Below are 24,147 nucleotides of genomic sequence, written 5' to 3' on the forward strand. Positions count from 1 at the left end.
GCTCGCTTGATTCGACTCCAGTTGTCGTGATCACCGGATGTTCGTGCTGTGTCCGCCGTCAGTTCCGCGGGGCGCGAGAGACACCACGACACCATCCGTTCGGAGCAACAGTCCACATGACGAGCAGCATCGAGGCCACCTCGAGCGCCAACAAGGTCACCGTCGACGATCTCGGCTCGGAGGAAGCATTCCTCGCAGCCATCGACGAGACCATCAAGTACTTCAACGACGGCGACATTGTCGAAGGCACCGTCGTCAAGGTCGATCGGGACGAGGTCCTGCTCGACATCGGCTACAAGACCGAGGGCGTCATCCCCTCGCGCGAGTTGTCGATCAAGCACGACGTGGACCCCGCGGAAGTGGTGTCGGTCGGTGACCACATCGAAGCCCTCGTCCTCACCAAGGAGGACAAGGAAGGTCGCCTGATCCTCTCGAAGAAGCGTGCGCAGTACGAGCGCGCGTGGGGCACCATCGAGAAGATCAAGGAGGACGACGGCGTCGTGCGCGGCTCCGTCATCGAGGTCGTCAAGGGCGGCCTCATCCTCGACATCGGCCTCCGTGGCTTCCTCCCCGCCTCCCTGGTGGAGATGCGTCGCGTCCGCGACCTGCAGCCGTACGTGGGCCGCGAGCTCGAGGCCAAGATCATCGAGCTGGACAAGAACCGCAACAACGTGGTCCTGTCCCGCCGCGCCTGGCTCGAGCAGACGCAGTCCGAGGTTCGCACCGAGTTCCTCAACAAGCTGCAGAAGGGCCAGGTCCGCAAGGGCGTCGTGTCCTCCATCGTCAACTTCGGCGCCTTCGTGGACCTGGGTGGCGTGGACGGCCTCGTGCACGTCTCCGAGCTCTCCTGGAAGCACATCGACCACCCGTCCGAGGTCGTCGAGGTCGGCCAGGAGGTCGAGGTCGAGGTCCTGGACGTCGACCTGGACCGCGAGCGCGTCTCGCTGTCGCTGAAGGCGACCCAGGAAGACCCGTGGCGCCAGTTCGCCCGCACCCACGCGATCAACCAGATCGTGCCGGGCAAGGTCACCAAGCTGGTTCCGTTCGGCGCGTTCGTCCGCGTGGACGACGGCATCGAGGGCCTGGTGCACATCTCCGAGCTGGCCGAGCGGCACGTCGAGCTGCCCGAGCAGGTCGTCCAGGTGGGCTCCGACGTCATGGTCAAGGTCATCGACATCGACCTCGAGCGTCGCCGGATCTCGCTGTCGCTCAAGCAGGCCAACGAGAACTTCGTCGAGGGCGAGGAGCACTTCGACCCGACCCTCTACGGCATGGCGGCGACGTACGACAACGAGGGCAACTACATCTACCCGGAGGGCTTCGACCCCGAGACGGGTGAGTGGCTCGAGGGCTTCGACAAGCAGCGCGAGGCGTGGGAGAAGCAGTACGCCGACGCCCGCGAGCGCTGGGAGGCCCACACCAAGCAGGTGCAGGCGTCCCGCGAGGCCGACGCCGAGGCCGCGCTCAACCCGGTTCCGGCCGGCGGCGTGACCACCTCGTCGTCCAGCTCCACCTCGTCGTCCTCGTCGTCCTCGAGCTCGTCCTCGGGTCCGGCGCGCGCGGCGGAGGAGCCGGCCGGCACCCTGGCCACCGACGAGGCGCTCGCCGCTCTGCGCGAGAAGCTCGCCGGCGGCAAGGCCTGAGCGTCAGCTCGTAGCTAGCTAGTCCGGTCCGAGGGGCCGTCCGCGATTTCGGTCGCGGGCGGCCCTTCGGCATACTTGCCCGGTGCTGAAGGTCGGTCTCACCGGAGGAATCGGCGCGGGCAAGAGCGCCGTCGCCCAGCGCCTGGCTGCCCGCGGCGCCGTCATCGTCGACGCGGACCGGCTGGCCCGCGAGGTGGTCGCGGCCGGCACGGACGGCCAGGCCGCGGTCGTCGAGGCGTTCGGGCCCGAGGTCCTCGGCGCCGACGGCGAGCTCGACCGGCCCGCGCTGGGCGCGCGGGTGTTCGGCGACGAAGCGGCCCGGCGCCGGCTCGAGGGCATCATCCACCCCCGGGTACGCGCCCGTACGGCGGAACTGACCGCGGCCGCCGCACCCGACGCGATCGTTGTCAACGACGTCCCGCTGCTGGTCGAGACCGGGCTGGCGGCGTCGTACCACCTGGTCGTCGTGGTCGACGCCGACCCGGCGGTACGGGTACGGCGGCTGGTCACGACCCGGGGCATGAGCGAGGAGCAGGCCGCCGCCCGGATCGCCGCGCAGGCCGACGACGCCGTACGGCGCGACGCGGCCGACGTCGTGCTCACCAACAACGGGGGTCTCGGGGAGCTGGACGCGCAGGTCGAGCGGCTGTGGCAGGACCGGCTGCGCCCGTACGAGAAGAACCTGCGACTCGGCCGGCACGCCCCGGCCGACGGCCTGCTCCGCGTCGTACCCCCGGATCCGACCTGGCCCCGGCAGGCGCAGCGGGTGATCGACCGGATCCGGCACGCGCTGCGGCCGCTGCTCGGCGGCGACGCCGACGTCACCCACATCGGCTCTACGGCCGTGCCCGGCCTGCCCGCGAAGGACCTGCTGGATCTCATGCTGGCCGTGCCCACCCTGGCCGAGGCCGACCGGGTCGCCGGGGCGCTCGGCGAAGCCGGCCTGCCGCGCCGGCCGGGCGATTGGTACGACAACGCCCGCGGCATGCCCGGCCAGACCTGGCCGAAGCGGCTGCACGGCAACGCCGACCCGGGACGGCCGGTCAATCTGCACGTGCGGGTGACCGGATCCCCGGGCTGGCGTTTCGCGCTGCTGATGCGCGACCACCTGCGGGCGGTGCCCGCTGCGCGCGAGGAGTACGCGGCGGCCAAGCTGGGGTGGGCGGCCCAGCACGGGGATGTGGAGGGGTACGCCGAGGCCAAGGAGCCCTGGTTCGACGCGGAGGCGGCGGCTGCGCACAACTGGGCGCGGGAGACGGGCTGGCGGCCCTCGACGGCGTAGCCGGCGCGCGGTCCGAGGGATCGTCCCGTGGTGGCTGCTCTTCGGTGGCGCTCGGCGTGTGCCGGCCCTTGGCGCTCGTGCCGGTGGCCCGGTCCGCGCGGTGAGGTGGTTCCGGGCAGAGAGGGGCGCTCGCGGCGGCCGGTTCGCGCAGCGCGCGACCATCGCGGATGCGCGCGCCGACCGGAGCCGGGGCAGCTATCCGCGGGCCGATCCGGCGCGCACCGTGTGGTGGTGGCAGGCCGGACCGGACGGCCGCCGCGAGCGGCCTACGCGGCTACGCTATAGCCCGGGCCGGCGGCGGACAATGCCATTTCCGGCGCCGATTGTGCACCCTGCGAACAGGCTCCCGGCCGGCTCCCGGAAACTTGTCACACCCACGACGTACGGTGGTCTGCATGGCGCTCGACATCCCACGACTCGACGGCCGCTTCGAGGTCATCAGCGACTACAAACCGGCCGGTGACCAGCCCACGGCCATCGCCGACCTGGAGCGCCGGGTGCGCCGCGGCGATCGCAACACGGTGCTGCTCGGCGCCACCGGCACCGGCAAGAGCGCCACGACGGCCTGGCTCATCGAGAAGCTGCAGCGGCCGGCGCTCGTGATGGCACCCAACAAGACCCTGTGCGCCCAGCTCGCCAAGGAGTTCCGCGAGCTGATGCCCAACAACGCCGTCGAATACTTCGTCAGCTACTACGACTACTACCAGCCCGAGGCGTACATCGCGCAGTCCGACACCTACATCGAGAAGGACTCGTCGGTCAACGAGGAGGTCGAGCGGCTGCGGCACTCGGCCACCATGTCCCTGCTCACCCGCCGCGACGTGATCGTGGTGGCGACGGTGAGCGCGATCTACGGCCTCGGCACCCCGCAGGAGTACGTCGAGCAGGCGGTCAAGGTCAAGGTCGGCGAGGAGTGGGACCGCGACAAGCTGCTGCGCCGCCTGGTCGACATCCGGTACGCCCGCAACGACATGGCCTTCCAGCGCGGCACGTTCCGGGTCCGCGGCGACACGTTGGAGATCATCCCGGCCTACGAGGAGCTCGCCGTCCGCGTCGAGTTCTTCGGTGACGAGATCGAGAAGCTGTACTACCTGCACCCGCTGACCGGCGAGATCGTGCGCGAGGTCGACCAGATGGTCATCTTCCCGGCCACGCACTACGCGGCCGGCCCGGAGCGGATGGAGCGGGCGATCCGCGACATCGAGGCCGAGCTGGCCGAGCGGCTGGCCGAGCTGGAGCGTCAGGGCAAGCTGCTGGAGGCGCAGCGGCTGCGGATGCGCACCACCTACGACATCGAGATGATGCGCCAGGTCGGCTTCTGCAACGGCATCGAGAACTACTCCATGCACATGGACGGCCGGTCGCCGGGGGAGCCGTCGCACACTCTGCTGGACTACTTCCCGGACGACTACATCACCGTCATCGACGAGTCGCACGTGACGATCCCGCAGATCGGCGGCATGTACGAGGGCGACGCCTCCCGCAAGCGCATCCTCATCGAGCACGGCTTCCGGCTGCCCAGCGCCGCCGACAACCGCCCCCTGCGCTTCGACGAGTTCCTCGAGCGGGTCGGGCAGATGGTGTTCCTGTCCGCGACGCCGGGCCCGTGGGAGATGGGGCAGGCGCAGGGCGAGTTCGTCGAGCAGATCATCCGCCCGACCGGCCTGGTCGACCCCCAGGTGGTGGTGAAGCCGACCAAGGGCCAGATCGACGACCTGATGCACGAGATCAAGCTGCGTACGGAGAAGGACGAGCGGGTCCTGGTCACCACGCTGACCAAGAAGATGGCCGAGGACCTGACCGACTACCTGCTGGAGAACGGCATCCGGGTCCGCTACCTGCACTCGGAGGTCGACACGCTGCGCCGCGTCGAACTGCTCAAGGAGCTGCGCAAGGGCGACTACGACGTCCTGGTCGGCATCAACCTGCTGCGCGAGGGCCTCGACCTGCCCGAGGTGTCGCTGGTGGCGATCCTCGACGCGGACAAGGAGGGCTTCCTGCGCAGCGGCCGCTCGCTCATCCAGACGATCGGCCGCGCGGCCCGCAACGTCTCCGGCGAGGTCCACATGTACGCGGACAAGATGACGCCCTCGATGCGGGACGCCATCGACGAGACCGACCGCCGCCGGGCCAAGCAGATCGCCCACAACGAGGCGAACGGCATCAGCCCGGAGCCGCTCCGCAAGAAGATCCACGACATCCTCGACGACATCTACCGCGAGGCCGAGGACACCGACTCGGCGATCGGCAGCAGCGGGCAGCTGGTCGGCGGGGGTGGCCGGCAGATGTCGCGCGGCAAGGGCCCGGTGCCGGAGACCCGCTCCAAGGCCCGCGCCTCCTCGGCGCCCGCCCGCGAGGGGATGGCCCGGGCCGAGCTCGCCAAGCTGATCCAGGACCTCAACGACCAGATGTTGGCCGCCGCCCGCGAGCTGCAGTTCGAGCTGGCGGCCCGGATCCGCGACGAGGTTCAGGAGCTGAAGAAGGAGCTCCGCGGCATGGACATGACCGGCGTCCGCTGACGGCATGCGGCGATCGGAGGCGGCGGCGTTCTACCGCCACTACCTGGCGACCGGCAACGCCCACGCCTTCGATCGCCTGAGCGACTTCGTGGCCGAGGACGTCCGGGTCAACGACGAGGTGCAGGGCCTGCCGGCGTACGTGGCGGGGCTGCGTGAGGTGGTCCGGGCCTTCCCGGACTACCAGTGGCGGCTGCAAGGGCTGCTGATCGACGGCGCGAGCATCGCGGCTCACTTCATCGACACCGGCACGCACCGGGGTGAGTTCATGGGGGTGGCTCCGACCGGCCGCAGCGTCCGGACGCGGGAGTTCTCGGTCTACCACCTGAAGGACGGGCGGTTGGCCGAGGTGTGGGTGACGGCGGGCAACCTCAGCATCCTCGATCAGCTCCGAGACGCCGGCTGACGGCGGTCGCGGCGGGGAGGGCCGCAGCGCCGCGATGGTCGGGGGCCGGGAGAGTCGCGGGGCCGGGAAGGTCGCTCGGTCGGGAGGGCGGTGGCGCCGCGATGGTCGGGAGGGCGACAGCGTCGCGGGGCCGGGAAGGTCGCCTGGTTCGGAGGGCCGCAGCGCCACGATGGTCGGGGGCGGGGAGAGCCGCGGCGCCGGAAAGGTCGCCTGGCCGGAAAGGTCTCGGTGCCGGGAGGGTCGCGGCCGGGAAGTCGCTCGGACGTGCGGCTGTGAGTCTCTAGGCTGGCGCGCGTGTCAGTGACCGACTCCGTGACCTGGACGCTACGGCCGTTCGAGGACGAGACCGAGCTCGTCACGCTGGCCGCGCGGTGTCTCGCCGCCGACGGCGGCCTGCCGCTTGCCGCCGATCCCGCTTTTCTGCGGCGGCGCTGGCGATCGGCCGGCATCGCGACCGTCCAGGGCCGTGACCACGCCGGCCGGCTGGTGGCCGCCGGCGCCGCCCGGCCCATGACCGCTCCTGCCGACCCCGCCGCCGGGTCTGCGACCGGTCCAGCAGGATCCGCGACCGCTTCGGCTGGTCGAGCCGGGCCTACGACTGTTCCGGTTGATCGAGCTGGGCCCGCGACTGCTCCGGCTGATCGAGCCGGGCCTGCGACTGCTCCGGCTGATCGAGCCGGGCCTGCGACTGGTCCGGCTGATGCACCCGGGCCCGCGACTGCTCCGGCCGGGCCCATGGCAGGTCCGGCGGACTCCGCGGGTCCCGCGACCGGCCCGGCCGCCCCCGCCCAGCCGACCGCCACCCCCACCGGCGTGACCTTCTGCGGTCTCGTCGACCCCCAAGCGCGAGGCCGAGGACTCGGCTCCCACCTGCTCCGCTGGGCTCTCTCCCACCACCAGCCCGTCACCGTGGAAACCGAGTCATTGACCCGCGCGGCCGAGGACCTGTTCGCCGCTCACGGACTTCGGCAGGTCTTCGCCGAGGACGTCATGCGGATCGATCTCGCCCGCGGCGTACCGGATGCGCCCTGGCCGGCCGGCGCCCAGCTGGCCTCCTGGTCCGCGGTTAGCGCTGGACGCTTCCACCGGGTGTATGCGGCCGCCTTCCGGGACCGGCCCGGTTTTCCCGGGTGGACCGCCGACCGGTGGATCGCCGACGTCTCCGAGGACGACGACTTCCGGCCGCAGTGGTCGGTGCTTGCCGGGCTGCCCGGTCTGGGCGACGCCGGGTTCGTCACCGCCGCGCTCGACTGGATCGTGCAGGTCGGGGTCGTGCCCGCCGCCCGGGGTCGCGGGCTGGGGGCCGCGCTCGTCGTGGAGGCCCTGCGGCGGATGCGGGCGGACGGCGCCACCCACGCCTGGCTGGACGTCAACGTCGACAATCCGGCGGTGCGGCTGTACCGCCGGCTGGGGTTCGAGCACCGGGGGCGGCGGGCCCGGTACCGGCCGTCCTAGATCTGCTCGGCCAGCCCCAGCTTCGGCATTTATCGGGGTGGGCGCTCGGGTGCAGGCATGGGGAAGTTCGGCCTCGAGCGTCTGGTGTCGCCGTGCTGCTCCGGTGTCGGCGTTGGAGAAGTTCGGCCTCGAGTGACCGGAGTGGCCGTGCCGAGCTGCTCCGGTGCCGCCATGGGAGAGTTCGGCCTCGAGCACCCGGCGTCGCCGTGCTGAGCTGCTCCGGCGCCGGCGTGGGGCAGCGCAGCCTTGAGCGGGCGGGGACCGCAGCGCCACCCCGGTCAGCGCCCGACTACGACTGCTCCGCCGGCACGTCCAGGAAGTGCTCGACCAGAGGCGGATTGGCGAAGTGCGGCCCGATCAGGGCGCGCCATTCCACGAAGCGTTCGGTGTCGCGGAAGTTCTTCAGGTGCGCTTCGACGGAGTCCCACTCCACCAGCAACACGAAACGCGACGGGGACTCCACGCCGCGGGTCATCCGCACCGACCGGCAGCCTTCCGTTCCGGTCAGGACGGGACGAGCGGTGCGGTAGGCCGCGGCGAACTGGTCTTCCTGGCCGGGCACCACGTCGATCAGGGCGACTTCGAGGATCATGGCTTGCAGCATGCCACAACCTCTCCCACCCAGAGGGCTAGCCTCCTAGGACGCGCAAGCGGCTGTGACGCGTGAATGAACATGTCGGAAACGTCGGCGGGTGCATACTTGCGTCCGATTCACGGGTAAATGAGGGGGAGAGCCTCGACACGGATTGTCGGGGTGATGTGCGAACCAGCCCGCGGATGCGACACAATAGCGGGCGTAGGAGGGGAGTATTCCTCTGCGCCGGTCTCGTCAACACGGTCTTCACCCCACGGGGTGAGCCCGGGGCCGGCGGTCGTCGCCCAGCCGGGCGCCGGCGGAAGAGACCTCCGACAGTCGCACGTCGCTGTGGCCGCTTCTTCGGCGGATGCAGCGATGCACAGTGTCTGCCGGAGGTAAATCGTTGAACGTTTCCGCCTGGGTCTGGGTCATCACCCTCATCGCCCTGGTCGTCGTCCTCGCCGTTGATCTGCTGATCGTCGGTCGCCGCCCGCACGAGCCCAGCATGCGCGAGGCCGGGGGCTGGGTCGCGTTCTACGTAGGGCTGGCGCTGGCCTTCGGGGTGGGCGTGTGGCTGGCCTGGGGCGGTCAGGCCGCCGGCGAGTTCTACACGGGCTGGCTCACGGAGTACAGCCTCTCCGTCGACAACCTCTTCGTCTTCGTGATCATCATGGCCCGCTTCGCCGTGCCCCGGCAGTTCCAGCAGAAGGTGCTGCTCATCGGCATCGTGCTGGCCCTGGTCATGCGGGGCGCGTTCATCGCCGCCGGCGCCGCGCTGATCGCGCAGTTCTCCTGGGTCTTCTACATTTTCGGGGCGTTCCTGGTCTACACCGCCGTCACGCTGCTCAAGCAGGGCGAGAACGACGAGGACGACTTCAAGGAGAACATCCTCATCCGGTGGAGCAAGCGGGCCCTGCCGATCTCCTCGTCCTTCGACAGCGGTCACATGACGATCGTGACGGAGGCCGGCAAGCGGCTCTTCACGCCGATGCTCATCGTCATGATCGCGATCGGCACCACCGACCTTATCTTCGCGCTCGACTCGATCCCGGCCATCTTCGGCATCACGAAGGAGCCGTACCTCGTCTTCACCGCGAACGTCTTCGCCCTGATGGGTCTGCGCCAGCTGTACTTCCTGCTCGGCGGCCTGCTGGAGCGGCTGGTCTACCTCAACATCGGCCTGGCCTTCGTGCTGGCCTTCATCGGCGTGAAGCTGTTCCTCGAGGCGCTGCACACCAACACGCTGGGCTTCATCAACGGCGGCCACGGTGTGCACTGGGCGCCGGAGATCCCGATCTGGCTCTCCCTGCTGATCATCCTCGGCACGCTGGGCATCGCCACCGTCGCGAGCCTGATGAAGTCGTCGCGTGACAAAAGGAAAGAACTGATCAAGGCCTGAGACAGACGAAAGCCGGGGGTACGCGATGCGCGTACCCCCGGCTTTTTCGTCCCGGTCAGCCCTGGTGCTTGCGGCGGGCCGCGGCCCGGCCCCGCACCTGCTGGTCCAGCACGACCTTGCGGATGCGGACGGCGGCCGGCGTGACCTCGACGCACTCGTCCTCGCGGCAGAACTCGAGGGCCTGCTCCAGCGACAGCTTGCGCGGCGGGATCAGCTTCTCGGTCTCGTCGGAGGTCGACTGGCGCATGTTCGTCAGCTTCTTCTCCTTGGTGATGTTGACGTCCATGTCGTCCTGGCGGGAGTTCTCGCCGACGATCATGCCCTCGTACACCTCGGTGGTCGGCTCGACGAAGAGCTGGCCGCGCTCCTGCAGGTTGGTCATCGCGAACGCGGTCACCACGCCCGCCCGGTCCGCCACCAGCGAGCCGTTCTGCCGGGTGCGCAGCTCGCCGAACCACGGCTCGTAGGCCTCGAAGATGTGGTGCATGATGCCGGTGCCGCGGGTCTCGGTGAGGAACTCGGTGCGGAAGCCGATCAGGCCGCGCGCCGGTACCAGCCACTCCATCCGCAGCCAGCCGGTGCCGTGGTTGATCAGCTCTTCCATCCGGCCCTTGCGGGTGGACAGCAGCGAGGTGATGGCGCCCATGTACTCATCCGGGGCGTCGATGGTCAGGCGCTCGACCGGCTCGTGCACCTTGCCGTCGATCTCCTTGGTGACCACCTGCGGCTTGCCCACGGTCAGCTCGTAGGACTCGCGGCGCATCTGCTCGACCAGGATGGCCAGCGCCAGCTCGCCGCGGCCCTGGACCTCCCAGGCGTCCGGGCGCTCGGTCGGCAGCACGCGCAGCGAGACGTTACCGATCATCTCGCGGTCCAGCCGGTCCTTGACCATGCGGGCCGTGACCTTGCCGCCCTTGACCTTGCCGACCATCGGCGAGGTGTTGGTGCCCAGGACCATCGAGATGGCCGGCTCGTCCACGCTGATCAGCGGCAGCGGGATCGGGTTCTCCGCGTCGGCCAGGGTCTCGCCGATCATGATGTCGGCGATGCCGGCGACGGCCATGATGTCGCCCGGGCCGGCGCTCTCGGCCGGCTTGCGCTCCAGGCCCTCGGTGATCAGCAGCTCGGAGATGCGCACGTTGGCGATCGTGCCGTCGGTCTTGCACCAGGCCACGGTCTGGCCCTTGCGGATCGTGCCCTCGTGCACCCGGCACAGCGCGAGGCGGCCGAGGAAGTTGGAGGCGTCGAGGTTGACGACGTGCGCCTGCAGCGGCGCGCCCTCGGTGTAGGTCGGCGCCGGGATGGTCTTGAGGATCGTGTCGAAGAGCACCTCGAGGTCGGTGGCGTCCTCGGGGACGGTGCCGTCCTTGGGCTGGGTCAGCGAGGCGATGCCGTCACGCGCGCACGCGTAAACGATCGGGAACTCGATCTGGTGCTCGTCGGCGTCGAGGTCGAGGAAGAGCTCGTACGTCTCGTCGACGACCTCCTTGATCCGGGCGTCCGGCCGGTCCACCTTGTTGATGATCAGAATGATCGGCAGCTTGGCGTGCAGCGCCTTGCGCAGCACGAACCGGGTCTGCGGCAGCGGGCCCTCGCTGGCGTCGACCAGCAGAGCGACGCCGTCGACCATGGTGAGGCCGCGCTCGACCTCGCCGCCGAAGTCGGCGTGGCCGGGGGTGTCGATGATGTTGATGGTGACGGGCTCGCTGTCGGCCGGCTTGTAGCTGATCGCCGTGTTCTTGGCGAGAATGGTGATGCCCTTTTCCCGCTCCAGGTCCATGGAGTCCATGGCGCGGTCGGCCATCTCGCCCCGTGCGTGGGACTGGCTCCCCTGGCGCAGCATGGCGTCGACCAGGGTGGTTTTGCCATGGTCGACGTGGGCGATGATGGCGACGTTGCGTAGGTCGGTGCGGGTCTGCATACCACCATTGTCCCCGGCCTTTGTTGCGGCGGCCTTCCGGGGTCACAACCCGGAACCGGTTGCGGACCTCGTCCCTGATGTCCTTTTTACGGGTCAGCACGGACGGCGACCCGCTGCTAGCGTTCGGGCGTCGCCGTCCGGCGCGGGGAGGGACTTCGTCGATGAATCGCAGGCTCCAGATGCTCGTCGCCGCGCTGATCGGCGTCCTCGTGGTCGCCGGCTGCGGACTGGGCGGCCAGCAGGAGGACCCGGTGCCGGTGGCGGCGCAGCCGTCGGCGTCCGAGCCGGAGAACATCGTCAACCCGGTGATCGAGTCCGAGGAACCCTCCCCGGCGCCCACCACGGCCAAGCCGAAGCCGACGAAGAGCAAGGCCAAGCCGAAGGCCACCCCGACCGAGGACCCGAACAACTTCCAGCTGCCGGAGTGCGCCCACCGCGAGGGCAAGAAGGTGACCAAGGTCAAGGCCAAGGCGGCGCTGCGGGCCGCGGCGGCGAAGAAGTACTGGCCGACGTCCGCGCCCACGCTCACGGTGCCAAGCCGGCTGGTGCTCGCCACGGCGTGGCACGAGAGCGGCTGGCAGTCCGACATCGTCAACTGCGACGGCGGCCGCGGGCTCATGCAGGTGATGCCGGACACCGAGGCGTTCATCAACCAGCGCTTCGAGCAGTCGTACGAGAGCACCGACTACCGGCAGAACGCCACCCTCGGCGCCAACTACCTGGCCTGGCTGACCAAGGCCTTCGGCGACGCGTACTTCAAGGGCAAGTACGACCTGAGCCCGGCCCGGTGCAAGTCGCACTCCAGCATGTGCCTGCTCAACATGGTGATCGCCGGCTACAACGTGGGCCGCCAGCCGGTCGACGACGGGTACGCCGCCAAGCAGCTGCCGAACCCGGAGTACGTGGACGTCGTCCGCGCGCTGATGAAGTCCTGCTACTGCGACCGCTACTAGGTGACCGGGTCACCGAGCGCCCGGGCGGCCGAGCTACACTAGTCGGCGGAACCCGGGACTGTGCCCGCCGCTTTGACCCATTCTCGAGCGCGGTAGTAAGGTCTCGGGGTTGTCGTGCGTAGATGATGCTGGCGAGCTCCTGAGTTAGGGTCGTGCAGCACACACTAAGGAGCTCTTGCGTAATGCCGCCCAAGAAGAAGACCCATGAGGTAACCCTCGCGCTTGAGGCGGGTAACGCCGCGATGGTCGACCTCGGCAAGATGCTCGGCCCGACCGGCGCCAACATGCGCGCCGTCAAGGTCGAGTACGACGAGGCCACCGCGAAGTCCCGTGGCGAGATCATTCCGGTCGTCGTCACGGTCTTCGAGGACCGCAGCCACCAGCTCACCTACAAGACGCCGCCGACGAGCTTCCTGATCCGCAAGGCTCTGGGCATCCAGTCGGGCGCGGCCAACCCGCTGACCCAGACCGTGGGCACGCTCAGCGCCGAGCAGGTGAAGCAGATCGCCGAGCGCAAGCTCCCCGACCTGAACGCCAACGACGTCGACGCCGCGATCAAGGTCGTCTCCGGCACCGCGCGCTCGATGGGCGTCAAGGTCGCCGAGTAGGTCACCAGCACGGAGAACGGCGCGGACCCCACGGGGCCCGCGCCGTTTTTCATGCCTTGCCGACGATCTCGTCGATGAGCCCGTAGTCGCGGGCCTCGGCCGCGCTCAGGACGCGCCCGGCGGACAGGTCGTCCTCGATCCGGCTGCGCGACTGCCCGGTGACCTCCACCAGGCGCAGCACGACCTCCTCGAGCTCGCGCAGGTGCTGCCCGGCGGCCGCGGCGACCTCGTCGGCGGTGCCGGTGACCCCGGCGGCCCGCGGCTCCACCAGCTTGAACCGGGCGTGCCGGTACGCCGAGCGCCGCCCGGCCGCGGCCAGCACCGCGAGCACGGCCCCGCCGGCCTCGGAGGTGACCACGGCGTGCACCGGTGCGGCCATCGCGTCCATCACGTCGATGACGGCGTGCGCCGCGTTCAGGTCGCCGCCGGAGCTGGCCACGTGCAGCTGGACCGGCTCGGGCCCGGCGGCGTCCAGGGTGAGCAGGGCGGCGGCGATCGCCGAGGCGGCCGGCCCGGTGAGCGGGCCGCGGATCATGACGATGCGCTGGTCGAAGAGGCGTTCCTCGAGCCAGCCGGGGATGGTGGGCCCGCCGCCGGACCACGGCTCGGGCGGGGGAGCGGGGCTGGAAGGCTGCCATCGCAGATCGGGTGTCACCGGACCTCCGCGCGTCGAGGGGAGTTCCGAGTCTAGGGACGCGCGCACCGGAGGGGGGAACGGTTCAGCCGAGGGCGGACGGCGCATTGCCCGGAGGCGTCCGGGGTGCTTGCATGGACTCCATGTGACCGTCCGTACACGAGGAGATGTGATGTCCGAGCCGCTGCAGCTGGACCCCGCGACGACGGCGATCGTGCTGATCGAGTACCAGAACGAGTTCGTCTCGGACGGGGGCGCGCTGCACAACGCGGTCGCGCCGGTGATGGACAAGACCGGGATGCTGGCCAACACGGTGGCGCTGGTCGACGCGGCCCGGGCGGCCGGCGTGACGATCATGCACGCGCCGATCACGTTCGCGCCGGGCTACGGGGAGCTGTCGCGGCACCCGTACGGCATCCTCAAGGGAGTCGTGGACGGCAACGCCTTCGTCAAGGGCACCTGGGGCGCGGCGATCGTCGACGACCTGGCGCCCGCCGAGGGGGACATCCTCATCGAGGGCAAGCGCGGCCTGGACACGTTCGCCAGCACCAACCTCGACTTCATCCTGCGCAGCCGCGGCATCACCACGGTGATCCTGGCCGGCTTCCTGACCAACTGCTGCGTCGAGTCCACCATGCGCAGCGCGTACGAGAACGGCTACCGGGTCATCACGCTGGTCGACTGCACCGCGGCGACCTCGGCCGAGGAGCACGACAACGCGATCGCGTACGACTTCCCGATGTTCTCGCTGCCGATGGAGTCGTCCCGGGTCGCCGCCGCCCTCTGAGGCCCTACCAGCCGCGCTCGCGCCACTCGGCCAGGTGCGGGCGTTCCGCGCCGAGCGTCGAGTCCTTGCCGTGGCCGGGGTAGAACCAGGTGTCGTCGCCCAGCCGGCCGAACAGCTTGGTCTCCACGTCGCCGATCAGCGACGCGAAGTTCTTCTTGTCGCCGCGGGTGTTGCCGACGCCGCCGGGGAACAGGCTGTCGCCGGTCCACAGGTGGTCGATGCCGCCGGGCTCGCGGTAGTGCAGCACGATCGAGCCGGGGGTGTGCCCGACCACGTGGATCACCTCGAGGGTGCAGTCGCCGACCGCGATGGTGTCGCCGTCGCCGACCGTGCGGGTCACCACGGGGATCCCGGCGGCGTCGTCGGCCCCGGCGATCGACTCCGCGCCGGTGGCCTCGACCACCTGCCGCAGGGCGCCGGTGTGGTCGCGGTGCTGGTGGGTGGTGACGACCGCGGCCAGCCCGGCCGGGCCGATCAGCCGCAGCAGCGTCTCCGCGTCGTTGGCCGCGTCGATGAGCACCTGGCTGCCGTCCGACCGGCAGGTCAGCAGGTAGGCGTTGTTGTCCATCGGGCCCACCGAGACCTTGCGCACGGTCAGGCCGGCCAGCTCGCGGACGGCCGGCTCGCCGCCGCGGGTCACGTCTCCGGTGTAGGTCATGTCACTTCCACCTCGGGGGTCGGGGCAGTGCGCCCTCCGGCGACACCGTGAGATCCGCGCCGTCGCCGCGGCCGGCCAGCCAGGCCGCGATCGAGCGGGTGGGGCCGCTGACCTCCGGCGCGCCGGCGGGATCGCCCACGGCCAGCGTGTGCTCCACCCCCTGCGGGCGCAGCACCAGGTGGAACGTCTCGTCGGTCACGGTGCCGACGATCTCGCGCAGCAGCCGCAGCGCGAAGGCGTCCGGCCAGTCCTCGGGCGTGTAGCCCCGGCCCAGGTCGACGTGGTGCACCTCCACCTCGCGCAGCCGGGCCCACGGCACGGCCGCGGCGGAGGCGCCGGTCGGCGCCAGGTAGAACGTCCAGGCCTCGGCCGGCATGGCCGCGGCCGCGTCGGCGAAGCGTTCGTGCGCCTCGCGCAGGTCGGCGATCTGCTCGGTCAGCGGCCGGCCGGCGCCGGCCTCGATGCCCTCGGCGCGGGCGGTCGGGCTGGCGTAGGCGGGCGTCTCGACGCCGGTACGGGCCCAGGTCAGCAGGTTGGTGTAGGCGTCGGCGTTGCGGGCCACATGGGTCAGCACGTGCCCGACGGTCCAGCCCGGCAGGGCGGACGGCTCGAGCACCGCGCCGTCGTCCAGCCCCTCCGCGGTACGGATCAGCCGTTCGGTGGCCTGATCAACGTCGGTCATGAGCACAAGCGGGTCGACTGTCATGACCGACTGCACCGAGCGAAGCGAGGGCCAGGAGGGCATGACGAAGACAAGGGAGTCACGGTGAAGACCCTAGCGCCGGAATTCGCTTTCGTGGCGGTAGTGCCGTCCGTACCGTCGGTGCAGACGCGCCAGACGATCGCGGAGGGGGTGGGAATCGTGCTGTTCGTCGTTCGTGCGTTCCGGTTTCTCCCGGAGGCCGCCGCCTGACGCCTGTCGGCGGGCCTCCCCTGACCTAAGGGTTCCCCATGTCTGACCTGTCCGCGCTGGGCTGGGACGAGACACTCGCGTCCGCCTACCGAAACTACGACCGCCCCGACGCCGCGCCGGCCCGGGTGCTGCGCGCCGACCGTGGCGTCTGCACCGTGCTGGACGCGTCCGGGGTGAGCCGCGCCAGCCTGGCCGGCACCGTGCTGCTGGGCGCCGCGCGGGACCCCGCCCAGTTGCCGTGCGCCGGTGACTGGGTGGTGCTGCGGCGCTGGCCGGACCGGCGTACCACGGTCGAGGGTGTGCTGCCGCGGCGCGCCGCGCTGATCCGCCGTACCTCCGACAAGGATTCCGTCGGCCAGGTCCTGGCGGCCAACATGGACACCGTCGCGGTGGTCGAGCCGATGCACCCGGCGCCCGACGACGCCCGCCTGGAGCGCCTGCTGGCGCTCGCCTGGGAGTCCGGCGCGCGACCGGTGATCGTGCTCTCCAAGAGCGACACCGCGCGGGACCCGCAGGCGGTGGCGCGCCAGCTCGGCGAGCTGGCGCCGGGGGTACGGGTGCTGCCGGTCAGCGTGCACGCGGGCACGGGGCTGGACGCCCTGCGCCCCTACGTCGCACCCGGGCGCACCCTGGCCCTGCTCGGCCGGTCCGGGGCGGGCAAGTCGTCGCTGGTCAACGCGCTCGCCGGGGCCGAGGTGATGGGCGTGCAGGAGATCCGGCGGGCCGACGGCAAGGGCCGGCACACCACCGCGTACCGGAGCCTGGTCCTGATCCCCGGCGGGGGAGCGGTGCTGGACACCCCGGGCATCCGCGGGGTGGGCCTGCTCGACACGGCCGAGGGGCTGGACCGGGCCTTCGCCGACGTCGCGGCGCTGGCCGGGCGCTGCCGTTTCGGTGATTGTGGTCACGACGGCGAGCCCGGGTGCGCGGTCGCCGCGGCGCTGGCCGACGGGACGCTGCCGGCGCGGCGCCTGGACAGCTGGCGCAAGCTGCACCGCGAGGTCGCCGTCGAGAGCAGCCGGCGGGCCGCGCGGCTGGCCCAGGCGGCCGGCTCGTCCCGGCGCAGGCCGCGCCGGTGAGCGCCTCTGGCACAATTCACCGGTGCCCGCGGTCGATGAGGTCCTGAACGAGCCCGGCCTCTCGGTCGCGGCGGCGCCCGCGCCCGCGCGCCGCCGCCGCACCGATCTGGCCGCGGCGCTCAGCTATCTCGCCCTCGCGGTGCTGGTGCTGATCCAGCTCTGGATCGACCCGGCCGGCCGGGTGCTGTCGCACAACGACGACGACCACGGCTTCTTCGCCTTCGCCCTGGCGCACGGCGAGCGGGTCCTCTTCGACGGGGCGAACCCGCTGTTCAGCGACCGGATGAACGTGCCCGACGGCGTCAACATGATGGCCAACACCACGGAGCTGGCGCTCACCGTGCCGCTGGCCCCGGTCACCCACTGGCTCGGCGTGGGCGTCTCGGTCGTGCTGCTGCTCACGCTCGGCCTCGCCGGTACGGCGTTCGCCTGGTACTTCGTGCTGTCGCGGCACCTGGTCGAGAGCCGCCGCGCCGCCTGGGTCGGCGGGCTGTGGTGCGGGTTCGCGCCGACCATGGTGTCGCACGCCAACGGGCACATCAACTTCGTCTCGCAGTACGTGGTGCCGTTCATCGTCTGGCAGGTGCTGCGGCTGCGCGAGCCGGGGCGCGCGGTGCGCGGCGGGATCGTGCTGGGTCTGCTGGTGGTGCTGCAGGTCTTCATCAACGAGGAGACGCTGCTGTTCACGGCGCTGACCCTGGGCGTGTTCGTGGTGGCGTACGCGGCCCTGGCGTGGTCGCGGGTGCGGGACTACTGGCGGCGGTTCCTCGCCGGGCTGAGTGTGGCGGTGGTCACGGCGGCGGTGCCGCTGGCGTACCCGCTGTGGTTCCAGTTCACCGGGCCGCAGAGTTACAGCGGGCAGCCGTTCGAGCCGGGCAAGTTCGTCACCGACCTGCTCGCGCTGGGCGCGTACGCGCGGCAGTCGCTGGCCGGCAACGCGGCGATCGCCCGCGAGCTCAGCGTGAGCCCGACCGAGGACAACTCGTTCTTCGGCCTGCCGATGCTCGTGCTGACCGGCGTCTGCGTGGCGCTGCTGTGGCGCAACCTGGCCGCCCGGGCCGCCGCGATCGCCGGCCTGGTGCTGCTGATCATGTCGATGGGCCCGGAGCTGCGCGTCGGCGGCCACGACACCGGCATCCCGCTGCCGTTCGCGCTGATCGCCCACCTGCCGGTGATCGACCTGGTCAGCGTCACCCGGTTCGCGATGGTCCCGGCGACGGTCATCGGCCTGCTGCTGGCGCTGGCCGCCGACCGGTTCCCGCTGCTGGGCCGGCGCCGGCGCGCCGCGTTCTGGATCGGCCTGGCCGTGGCCATCGTGCCGGTGCTGCCCAAGCCGCTGCCGGTGGTCGAGGCCGACCCGCTGCCGCCGTTCATCGCCCAGCGGATGTGGCGCGAGTACGTCCCCGCGGGCCGCACCCTGGTCACCGTGCCGCTGCCCGAGGTCACCACCGGGCGGTCCGGGATGCGGTGGTTCGCCCTGTCCGGGCTGGATTACGCCGTGCCGCGCGGATACTTCATGGGACCGGCGAACCCGCCGCTGAACCGCACCGGCTCCTGGAACGCCGCACCCCGGCCCACCTCCGACCTGTTGCGCATCACGGGGGCGTACGGTCGGAAGCCGAACGTCTCGGTCTCCGACCGGCTGGCCGCCCGGGCCGACCTGGCCTACTGGCGGGCGGCGGTGGTGGTGCTCGTGCCCGGCACGCCGCATCACGACCTGCTCGCCACGACCGTGTCCGAGCTGCTCGGCCGGCCACCGCGGCCGGTCGGCGGCGTTCAGCTGTGGGATGTCCGGGACATCGTTCCCCCGTCCGGGTGACGGGAATGATGATCGGGCCCGCGGTGCTGCTTCTGGTTGGCGGAAAACTTGTCGTACCCCGCGGCTAGGGTGGCGGCGCCCATTGTCTTGACGTTACGGAGTGGCTGGCTGTGGCCGACCGACTGATCATCCGCGGCGCGCGGGAGCACAACCTGCGCGACGTCAACCTCGACCTGCCCCGCGACGCGATGATCGTGTTCACCGGTCTCAGCGGCTCGGGCAAGTCCAGCCTCGCCTTCGACACGATCTTCGCGGAGGGGCAGCGCCGGTACGTGGAGTCGCTGTCGTCGTACGCGCGGCAGTTCCTCGGCCAGATGGACAAACCGGACGTGGACTTCATCGAGGGTCTGTCCCCGGCCGTCTCGATCGACCAGAAGTCGACCTCGCGCAACCCGCGCTCGACCGTCGGCACCATCACCGAGGTGTACGACTACCTGCGCCTGCTCTTCGCCCGCACCGGCATCCCGCACTGCCCGGTCTGCGGCGAGCGGATCAGCAAGCAGTCGCCGCAGCAGATCGTCGACCGGGTGCTGGCGATGGAGGAGGGCACCCGGTTCATGGTGCTCGCCCCGGTCATCCGCGGCCGCAAGGGCGAGTACGTCGACCTCTTCGCCGAGCTGCAGTCCAAGGGTTACGCCCGGGCCCGGGTCGACGGCGTGGTGCACCCGCTGGCCGAGCCGCCCAAGCTCAAGAAGCAGGAGAAGCACACCATCGAGGTGGTCGTCGACCGGCTCTCGGTGAAGGCCAGCAGCAAGCAGCGCCTCACCGACTCGGTCGAGGCGACGCTGGCGCTGTCCGGCGGCATCGTGCTGCTCGACTTCGTCGACCTGCCCGAGGACGACCCGCACCGCGAGCGCCGCTTCTCCGAGCACCTGGCCTGCCCCAACGACCACCCGCTGGCGATCGAGGACCTGGAGCCCCGGGTCTTCTCCTTCAACGCGCCCTACGGCGCCTGCCCGGAGTGCACCGGCCTGGGCACCAAGAAGGAGGTCGACCCGGAGCTGATCGTGCCGGACGAGGAGCGCAGCCTGCGCGAGGGCGCGATCCAGCCCTGGTCCGGCGGCTCCACCCTGGAATACTTCCTGCGCCTGCTGGAGGCCCTGGCCAAGGCGGAGAAGTTCAGCATCGACACGCCCTGGCGGCAGCTGCCGAGCCGGGCCCAGAAGACGATCCTGTACGGCTCCGAGGACCAGGTCCACGTCCGCTACCGCAACAAGTACGGCCGCGAGCGCTCCTACTACACCGGCTTCGAGGGCGTGGTGCAGTGGATCGAGCGCCGGCACGGCGACACCGAGAGCGACTGGTCGCGCGACAAGTACGAGGGCTACATGCGCGACATCCCGTGCCCGACCTGCGGCGGGGCCCGGCTCAAGCCCGAGGTGCTGGCGGTCACGATCGCCGGGAAGAGCATCGCCGAGGTCTGCAACCTGTCGGTCGGCGAGTGCGCCGAGCTGCTGGCCACCATCGAGCTGTCCGACCGCGAGAAGATGATCGCCGAGCGGGTGCTCAAGGAGATCAACGCCCGGCTGCGCTTCCTGGTCGACGTCGGCCTGGACTACCTGTCGCTGGACCGCGGCGCCGGCACCCTGTCCGGCGGCGAGGCGCAGCGCATCCGGCTGGCCACCCAGATCGGCTCCGGACTGGTCGGCGTGCTGTACGTGCTGGACGAGCCGTCCATCGGCCTGCACCAGCGCGACAACCACCGGCTCATCGAGACGCTGGTGCGGCTCAAGAAGCTGGGCAACACCCTGATCGTGGTCGAGCACGACGAGGACACCATCCGCACCGCGGACTGGATCGTCGACATCGGCCCCGGCGCCGGCGAGCACGGCGGTCACATCGTGCACAGCGGGTCGGTCAAGGGGCTGCTGGCCAACAAGGAGTCGCCGACGGGGGCGTACCTGTCCGGCCGCAAGAAGATCCCCACGCCGGCCACCCGCCGTCCGCAGGAGCCCGGCCGCGAGCTGGTCGTGCAGGGCGCGCGCGAGCACAACCTGCGCGACATCACCGTCGGGTTCCCGCTGGGGCAGTTCATCGCGGTCACCGGGGTGAGCGGGTCGGGCAAGTCGACGCTGGTCAACGACATCCTCTACACCGTGCTGGCGAACCAGATCAACGGCGCCCGGATGGTGCCGGGCCGGCACACCCGGATCTCCGGGCTGGAGCACGTCGACAAGGTCGTGGGCGTGGACCAGTCGCCGATCGGGCGCACGCCGCGGTCCAACCCGGCCACCTACACCGGGGTCTTCGACAACATCCGCAAGCTGTTCGCCGAGACCGTCGAGGCCAAGGTCCGCGGGTACGGTCCCGGCCGGTTCTCGTTCAACGTCAAGGGCGGCCGCTGCGAGAACTGCTCCGGCGACGGCACCATCAAGATCGAGATGAACTTCCTGCCGGACGTCTACGTCCCCTGCGAGGTGTGCAAGGGCGCCCGGTACAACCGGGAGACCCTCGAGGTGCACTACAAGGGCAAGACCATCTCCGAGGTGCTGGAGATGCCGATCGAGGAGGCCGCGACCTTCTTCGAGCCCATCACCTCGATCCACCGCCACCTCAAGACCCTGGTCGACGTGGGCCTGGGCTACGTGCGCCTCGGCCAGCCCGCGCCGACCCTGTCCGGTGGCGAGGCGCAGCGCGTCAAGCTCGCCTCCGAGCTGCAGAAGCGCTCCACCGGCCGCACGGTGTACGTGCTCGACGAGCCGACCACCGGCCTGCACTTCGAGGACATCCGCAAGCTGCTGCTGGTGCTCAACGGCCTGGTCGACAAGGGCAACACGGTCATCACCATCGAGCACAACCTCGACGTGATCAAGAACGCCGACTGGCTGATCGACATGGGCCCCGAGGGCGGCAACAAGGGCGGCCTGGTGCTGGCCACCGGCACCCCCGAGGAGCTCGCCGACGTGCCGGGCAGCCACACCGGGCAGTACCTGCGCCCGATGCTCGGGCTGACCGGCGAGCCCGCCGGCGCGGCTGCCGCGCTGGCCCGCGCGGCCAAGGCCAACGGCGCGCCCAAGGCCGCGGCCAAACCGCGGGCCACCCGGTCCCGGGCCAAGGCCGCGGTCTGATCCACAGGTAACGCACAGCTACGCCGCCCGTCCGCCCCGCCACCTGGGGCGGGCGCCGCGGCGTGGCCGAAACCCCCGCGAAACCCGGCATCCGGGCCGATGTTTTCCGTCCGGCCCATGAACCACTTCGCGGATGGCAGCGTATGTACAGGCGACGCCGCGTGACGCAAGCGCGCGGATCCAGGGGTACGGGAAGGGTTCGGAACAGATGACTGACGTGCAGACGAGGCCCGACGCCGAGATCACCGCCGCCCAGCCGGCCTGCGGGGGAGCGGGCTCGTCGCGGCGCGTCGTGCTGGCCGGGGCCACCGCCCTCGGTGCCGGCTGCCTGCTGGCCGCCTGCGGGACCGACACCAGCGGCGCCGGCAGCAACGGCTCCAGCGGCGGCGACTTCAGCAACAACCCCGCGCCGGCCGGCAGCAAGGGCGCCGACACCGGCACGACCGGCGGCGACTCGGGCGGCGACTCCGGCGGCTCGGCGCTCGCGCTCGTCGCCGACATCCCCGAGGGCGGCGGCATCATCAAGGGTGACTACGTCATCACCCAGCCCGCCTCGGGCACGTTCAAGGCGTTCAGCAAGGTCTGCACCCACCAGGGCTGCGACGTCAGCAAGGTCGACGGCGGCGTGATCACCTGCCCCTGCCACAACAGCACGTTCTCCATCGAGGACGGTTCGCCCACCGGCGGCCCGGCCAAGAAGCCGCTGCCCGAGACCAAGGTCAAGGTGGACGGCGACAACATCGTCGCCGCCTGACGGCACGCACCCGATGAGCGGGGGCCGGCGTGATCCTGCCGACGCGGCCGGCCCCGACACCCTCCGGCCGGAGGCCCGACGCCGTGGCGGCGGCAACGGGCCTCCGGTCGGACAATCATGTCAGGGGTCCGCACTAGTGTTGAGTCGTGCCTGACCCGTCCAGCTACCGTCCGGCGCCCGGGACCATTCCGGACGCCCCCGGTGTCTACCGCTTCCGTGACCCCACCGGCCGCGTCATCTACGTGGGCAAGGCGAAGAGCCTGCGCAGCCGGCTGAATTCGTACTTCGCCGACACGTTCGGCCTGCACGCGCGCACCCAGCAGATGGTCACCACCGCGGCCGCCGTCGACTGGGTCACGGTGAGCAGCGAGGTCGAGGCGCTGCAGCTGGAGTTCTCCTGGATCAAGGAGTTCGACCCGCGCTTCAACGTCAAGTACCGCGACGACAAGTCGTACCCGTTCCTCGCCGTCACGCTCAACGAGGAATACCCCCGGCTGCAGGTCATGCGGGGCGCCAAGCGCAAGGGGGTGCGGTATTTCGGGCCGTACTCGCACGCCTGGGCCATCCGCGAGACCCTCGACCTGCTGCTGCGCGTCTTCCCGGCCCGCACCTGCTCCACCGGCGTCTTCAAGCGGGCCGGCCAGATCGGCCGCCCCTGCCTGCTGGGCTACATCGGCAAGTGCTCGGCCCCGTGCGTCGGCACGGTCTCCGCGGCGGAGCACCGGGCGATCGTCGACGACTTCTGCGACTTCATGGCCGGGCGCACCGACACGTTCGTCAAGCGCCTCGAACGCGACATGATGCAGATGTCCGAGCAGCTCGAGTTCGAGAAGGCGGCCCGGCTGCGCGACGACATCGCCGCCCTGCGCAAGGCGATGGAGAAGCAGACCGTCGTGCTCGGCGACGGCACCGACGCCGACGTCGTCGCGTTCGCCGAGGACCCGCTCGAGGCGGCGGTGCAGGTCTTCCACGTCCGCGACGGCCGCGTCCGCGGCCAGCGCGGCTGGGTGGTGGAGAAGGTCGAGGACCTCACCACGGGAGACCTGGTGCACCACTTCTGCACCCAGGTGTACGGCGACGAGCACGGCGAGAACGACGTGCCCCGCGAGCTGCTGGTCCCCGCCCTGCCCCCGGACGCCGAGGCGTTGGAGAAGTGGCTGACCGAGCACCGCGGCAGCCGGGTCAGCCTGCGCGTGCCCCAGCGCGGCGACAAGCGTTCCCTGCTCGAAACGGTGGCCCGCAACGCCGGCGAGTCCCTGGCCCGGCACAAGCTGCGCCGCGCCGGCGACCTGACCACCCGCAGCAAGGCGCTGGACGAGATCGCCGAGGCGCTGGGCATGGAGACGGCGCCGCTGCGCATCGAGTGCTTCGACGTCTCCCAGATCCAGGGCACCGACGTGGTGGCCAGCATGGTGGTCTTCGAGGACGGGCTGGCCCGCAAGAGCGAGTACAGGCGGTTCGCGGTCCGCGGCAACCCGGACGGCTCGGGCACCGACGACCTGGCCGCGATGAGCGAGGTGATGCGGCGACGGTTCGCCCGCTACCGCGCGGAGACCTCGCCGGTGGGCGGCGGCTCGGCTGACTCCTCGGCCGGAGTGGCGGGTCCGTCGGCCGGGGCGGCCGGCTTCGCGGGCTCGTCGGCCGGAGTGGCGGGTCCGTCGGCCGGGGCGGCCGG

At 70.9% G+C, this 24,147-nt stretch carries 20 protein-coding genes; 15 read left to right on the forward strand and 5 right to left on the reverse strand.

Annotated features, from left to right (window positions below; genetic code table 11):
* The first annotated feature begins 116 nt into the window (after nt 1-116).
* From rpsA to Ani05nite_RS00865, 5 genes are all read left to right on the forward strand, one after another.
* Entirely contained in the window at nt 117-1,643 is a 1,527-nt protein-coding gene (rpsA, locus tag Ani05nite_RS00845; RefSeq protein ID WP_203762806.1) for a 30S ribosomal protein S1, read from the forward strand.
* A gap of 82 nt (nt 1,644-1,725) precedes the next feature.
* Nucleotides 1,726-2,925: a dephospho-CoA kinase gene (coaE, locus tag Ani05nite_RS00850; RefSeq protein ID WP_203762847.1), complete on the forward strand. Its 1,200-nt coding sequence runs from the start codon at nt 1,726-1,728 to the stop codon at nt 2,923-2,925.
* 395 nt (nt 2,926-3,320) lie between these two features.
* A complete protein-coding gene (gene uvrB, locus Ani05nite_RS00855) occupies nt 3,321-5,444 on the forward strand; it encodes an excinuclease ABC subunit UvrB (RefSeq protein WP_203762850.1) in 2,124 nt (707 codons plus the stop codon).
* Between the two features lie 4 nt (nt 5,445-5,448).
* Nucleotides 5,449-5,847: an ester cyclase gene (locus tag Ani05nite_RS00860; RefSeq protein WP_203762853.1), complete on the forward strand. Its 399-nt coding sequence runs from the start codon at nt 5,449-5,451 to the stop codon at nt 5,845-5,847.
* 909 nt (nt 5,848-6,756) lie between these two features.
* Nucleotides 6,757-7,302 (forward strand): GNAT family N-acetyltransferase, encoded by a 546-nt coding sequence (locus tag Ani05nite_RS00865; RefSeq protein WP_203762856.1) that lies wholly within the window; start codon nt 6,757-6,759, stop codon nt 7,300-7,302.
* A gap of 289 nt (nt 7,303-7,591) precedes the next feature.
* Here Ani05nite_RS00865 and Ani05nite_RS00870 read toward each other — a convergent pair whose 3' ends face one another.
* Nucleotides 7,592-7,894 carry an antibiotic biosynthesis monooxygenase family protein gene (locus Ani05nite_RS00870; protein WP_203762984.1) on the reverse strand — a complete coding sequence of 101 codons (303 nt, stop codon included), beginning with the start codon at nt 7,892-7,894 and terminating at the stop codon, nt 7,592-7,594.
* Nucleotides 7,895-8,282: 388 nt separating this feature from the next.
* Here Ani05nite_RS00870 and Ani05nite_RS00875 point away from each other — a divergent pair, with 388 nt between their 5' ends.
* Complete coding sequence (locus Ani05nite_RS00875; protein ID WP_203762859.1) at nt 8,283-9,278, forward strand: TerC family protein; 996 nt, start codon at nt 8,283-8,285, stop codon at nt 9,276-9,278.
* Nucleotides 9,279-9,333: 55 nt separating this feature from the next.
* Here the strand turns inward: Ani05nite_RS00875 and typA are convergent, their stop codons facing one another.
* Nucleotides 9,334-11,199 carry a translational GTPase TypA gene (typA, locus tag Ani05nite_RS00880; RefSeq protein ID WP_203762876.1) on the reverse strand — a complete coding sequence of 622 codons (1,866 nt, stop codon included), beginning with the start codon at nt 11,197-11,199 and terminating at the stop codon, nt 9,334-9,336.
* Between the two features lie 161 nt (nt 11,200-11,360).
* On the opposite strand from typA, the gene Ani05nite_RS00885 reads away from it, so the two are divergent.
* Both Ani05nite_RS00885 and Ani05nite_RS00890 read left to right on the forward strand, forming a co-directional pair.
* The gene (locus Ani05nite_RS00885; RefSeq protein ID WP_203762892.1) at nt 11,361-12,152 is read left to right on the forward strand and encodes a transglycosylase SLT domain-containing protein; all 792 of its coding nucleotides are present in this window, start codon (nt 11,361-11,363) and stop codon (nt 12,150-12,152) included.
* 182 nt (nt 12,153-12,334) lie between these two features.
* A complete protein-coding gene (locus Ani05nite_RS00890) occupies nt 12,335-12,760 on the forward strand; it encodes an uL11 family ribosomal protein (protein ID WP_203762896.1) in 426 nt (141 codons plus the stop codon).
* Between the two features lie 49 nt (nt 12,761-12,809).
* Here Ani05nite_RS00890 and Ani05nite_RS00895 read toward each other — a convergent pair whose 3' ends face one another.
* Entirely contained in the window at nt 12,810-13,415 is a 606-nt protein-coding gene (locus Ani05nite_RS00895; protein ID WP_239129060.1) for an ATP-dependent Clp protease proteolytic subunit, read from the reverse strand.
* Nucleotides 13,416-13,566: 151 nt separating this feature from the next.
* Between Ani05nite_RS00895 and Ani05nite_RS00900 the strand changes: the two genes are divergently transcribed.
* Nucleotides 13,567-14,181 (forward strand): cysteine hydrolase family protein, encoded by a 615-nt coding sequence (locus Ani05nite_RS00900; protein WP_203762902.1) that lies wholly within the window; start codon nt 13,567-13,569, stop codon nt 14,179-14,181.
* A 4-nt stretch (nt 14,182-14,185) separates the two neighbouring features.
* On the opposite strand, the gene Ani05nite_RS00905 is transcribed toward Ani05nite_RS00900, so the two are convergent.
* Nucleotides 14,186-14,839 carry an MBL fold metallo-hydrolase gene (locus Ani05nite_RS00905; RefSeq protein ID WP_203762905.1) on the reverse strand — a complete coding sequence of 218 codons (654 nt, stop codon included), beginning with the start codon at nt 14,837-14,839 and terminating at the stop codon, nt 14,186-14,188.
* 1 nt (nt 14,840) lies between these two features.
* Nucleotides 14,841-15,545 carry a maleylpyruvate isomerase family mycothiol-dependent enzyme gene (locus tag Ani05nite_RS00910; RefSeq protein WP_203762908.1) on the reverse strand — a complete coding sequence of 235 codons (705 nt, stop codon included), beginning with the start codon at nt 15,543-15,545 and terminating at the stop codon, nt 14,841-14,843.
* Nucleotides 15,546-15,605: 60 nt separating this feature from the next.
* Between Ani05nite_RS00910 and Ani05nite_RS00915 the strand changes: the two genes are divergently transcribed.
* The 6 genes from Ani05nite_RS00915 to uvrC form a co-directional block, all read left to right on the forward strand.
* Nucleotides 15,606-15,752 (forward strand): hypothetical protein, encoded by a 147-nt coding sequence (locus Ani05nite_RS00915; protein ID WP_203762911.1) that lies wholly within the window; start codon nt 15,606-15,608, stop codon nt 15,750-15,752.
* Nucleotides 15,753-15,790: 38 nt separating this feature from the next.
* Nucleotides 15,791-16,831, forward strand: coding sequence for a ribosome small subunit-dependent GTPase A (gene rsgA / locus Ani05nite_RS00920; protein WP_203762924.1), 1,041 nt, complete (start codon nt 15,791-15,793; stop codon nt 16,829-16,831).
* A gap of 22 nt (nt 16,832-16,853) precedes the next feature.
* Nucleotides 16,854-18,650 carry a DUF6311 domain-containing protein gene (locus Ani05nite_RS00925; protein ID WP_203762927.1) on the forward strand — a complete coding sequence of 599 codons (1,797 nt, stop codon included), beginning with the start codon at nt 16,854-16,856 and terminating at the stop codon, nt 18,648-18,650.
* Nucleotides 18,651-18,760: 110 nt separating this feature from the next.
* Nucleotides 18,761-21,718 carry an excinuclease ABC subunit UvrA gene (uvrA, locus tag Ani05nite_RS00930; RefSeq protein WP_203762930.1) on the forward strand — a complete coding sequence of 986 codons (2,958 nt, stop codon included), beginning with the start codon at nt 18,761-18,763 and terminating at the stop codon, nt 21,716-21,718.
* Between the two features lie 208 nt (nt 21,719-21,926).
* Complete coding sequence (locus Ani05nite_RS00935) at nt 21,927-22,472, forward strand: Rieske (2Fe-2S) protein (RefSeq protein ID WP_203762933.1); 546 nt, start codon at nt 21,927-21,929, stop codon at nt 22,470-22,472.
* A 146-nt stretch (nt 22,473-22,618) separates the two neighbouring features.
* The coding region (uvrC, locus tag Ani05nite_RS00940; RefSeq protein ID WP_239129061.1) for an excinuclease ABC subunit UvrC at nt 22,619-24,147 on the forward strand (1,529 nt) is incomplete at its 3' end.

Source organism: Actinoplanes nipponensis, assembly GCF_016862275.1.
GTDB classification, from domain to species: Bacteria; Actinomycetota; Actinomycetes; order Mycobacteriales; family Micromonosporaceae; genus Actinoplanes; species Actinoplanes nipponensis.

Coding starts and splice junctions, on each gene's coding strand:
- Ani05nite_RS00885 (WP_203762892.1), top strand. CDS start 11,361: ATGAATCGCAGGCTCCAGATGCTCGTCGCCGCGCTGATCGGCGTCCTC.
- Ani05nite_RS00935 (WP_203762933.1), top strand. CDS start 21,927: ATGACTGACGTGCAGACGAGGCCCGACGCCGAGATCACCGCCGCCCAG.
- rsgA (WP_203762924.1), top strand. CDS start 15,791: ATGTCTGACCTGTCCGCGCTGGGCTGGGACGAGACACTCGCGTCCGCC.
- Ani05nite_RS00910 (WP_203762908.1), bottom strand. CDS start 15,545: ATGACAGTCGACCCGCTTGTGCTCATGACCGACGTTGATCAGGCCACC.
- Ani05nite_RS00905 (WP_203762905.1), bottom strand. CDS start 14,839: ATGACCTACACCGGAGACGTGACCCGCGGCGGCGAGCCGGCCGTCCGC.
- Ani05nite_RS00900 (WP_203762902.1), top strand. CDS start 13,567: ATGTCCGAGCCGCTGCAGCTGGACCCCGCGACGACGGCGATCGTGCTG.
- Ani05nite_RS00890 (WP_203762896.1), top strand. CDS start 12,335: ATGCCGCCCAAGAAGAAGACCCATGAGGTAACCCTCGCGCTTGAGGCG.
- typA (WP_203762876.1), bottom strand. CDS start 11,199: ATGCAGACCCGCACCGACCTACGCAACGTCGCCATCATCGCCCACGTC.
- rpsA (WP_203762806.1), top strand. CDS start 117: ATGACGAGCAGCATCGAGGCCACCTCGAGCGCCAACAAGGTCACCGTC.
- Ani05nite_RS00870 (WP_203762984.1), bottom strand. CDS start 7,894: ATGATCCTCGAAGTCGCCCTGATCGACGTGGTGCCCGGCCAGGAAGAC.
- uvrB (WP_203762850.1), top strand. CDS start 3,321: ATGGCGCTCGACATCCCACGACTCGACGGCCGCTTCGAGGTCATCAGC.
- Ani05nite_RS00860 (WP_203762853.1), top strand. CDS start 5,449: ATGCGGCGATCGGAGGCGGCGGCGTTCTACCGCCACTACCTGGCGACC.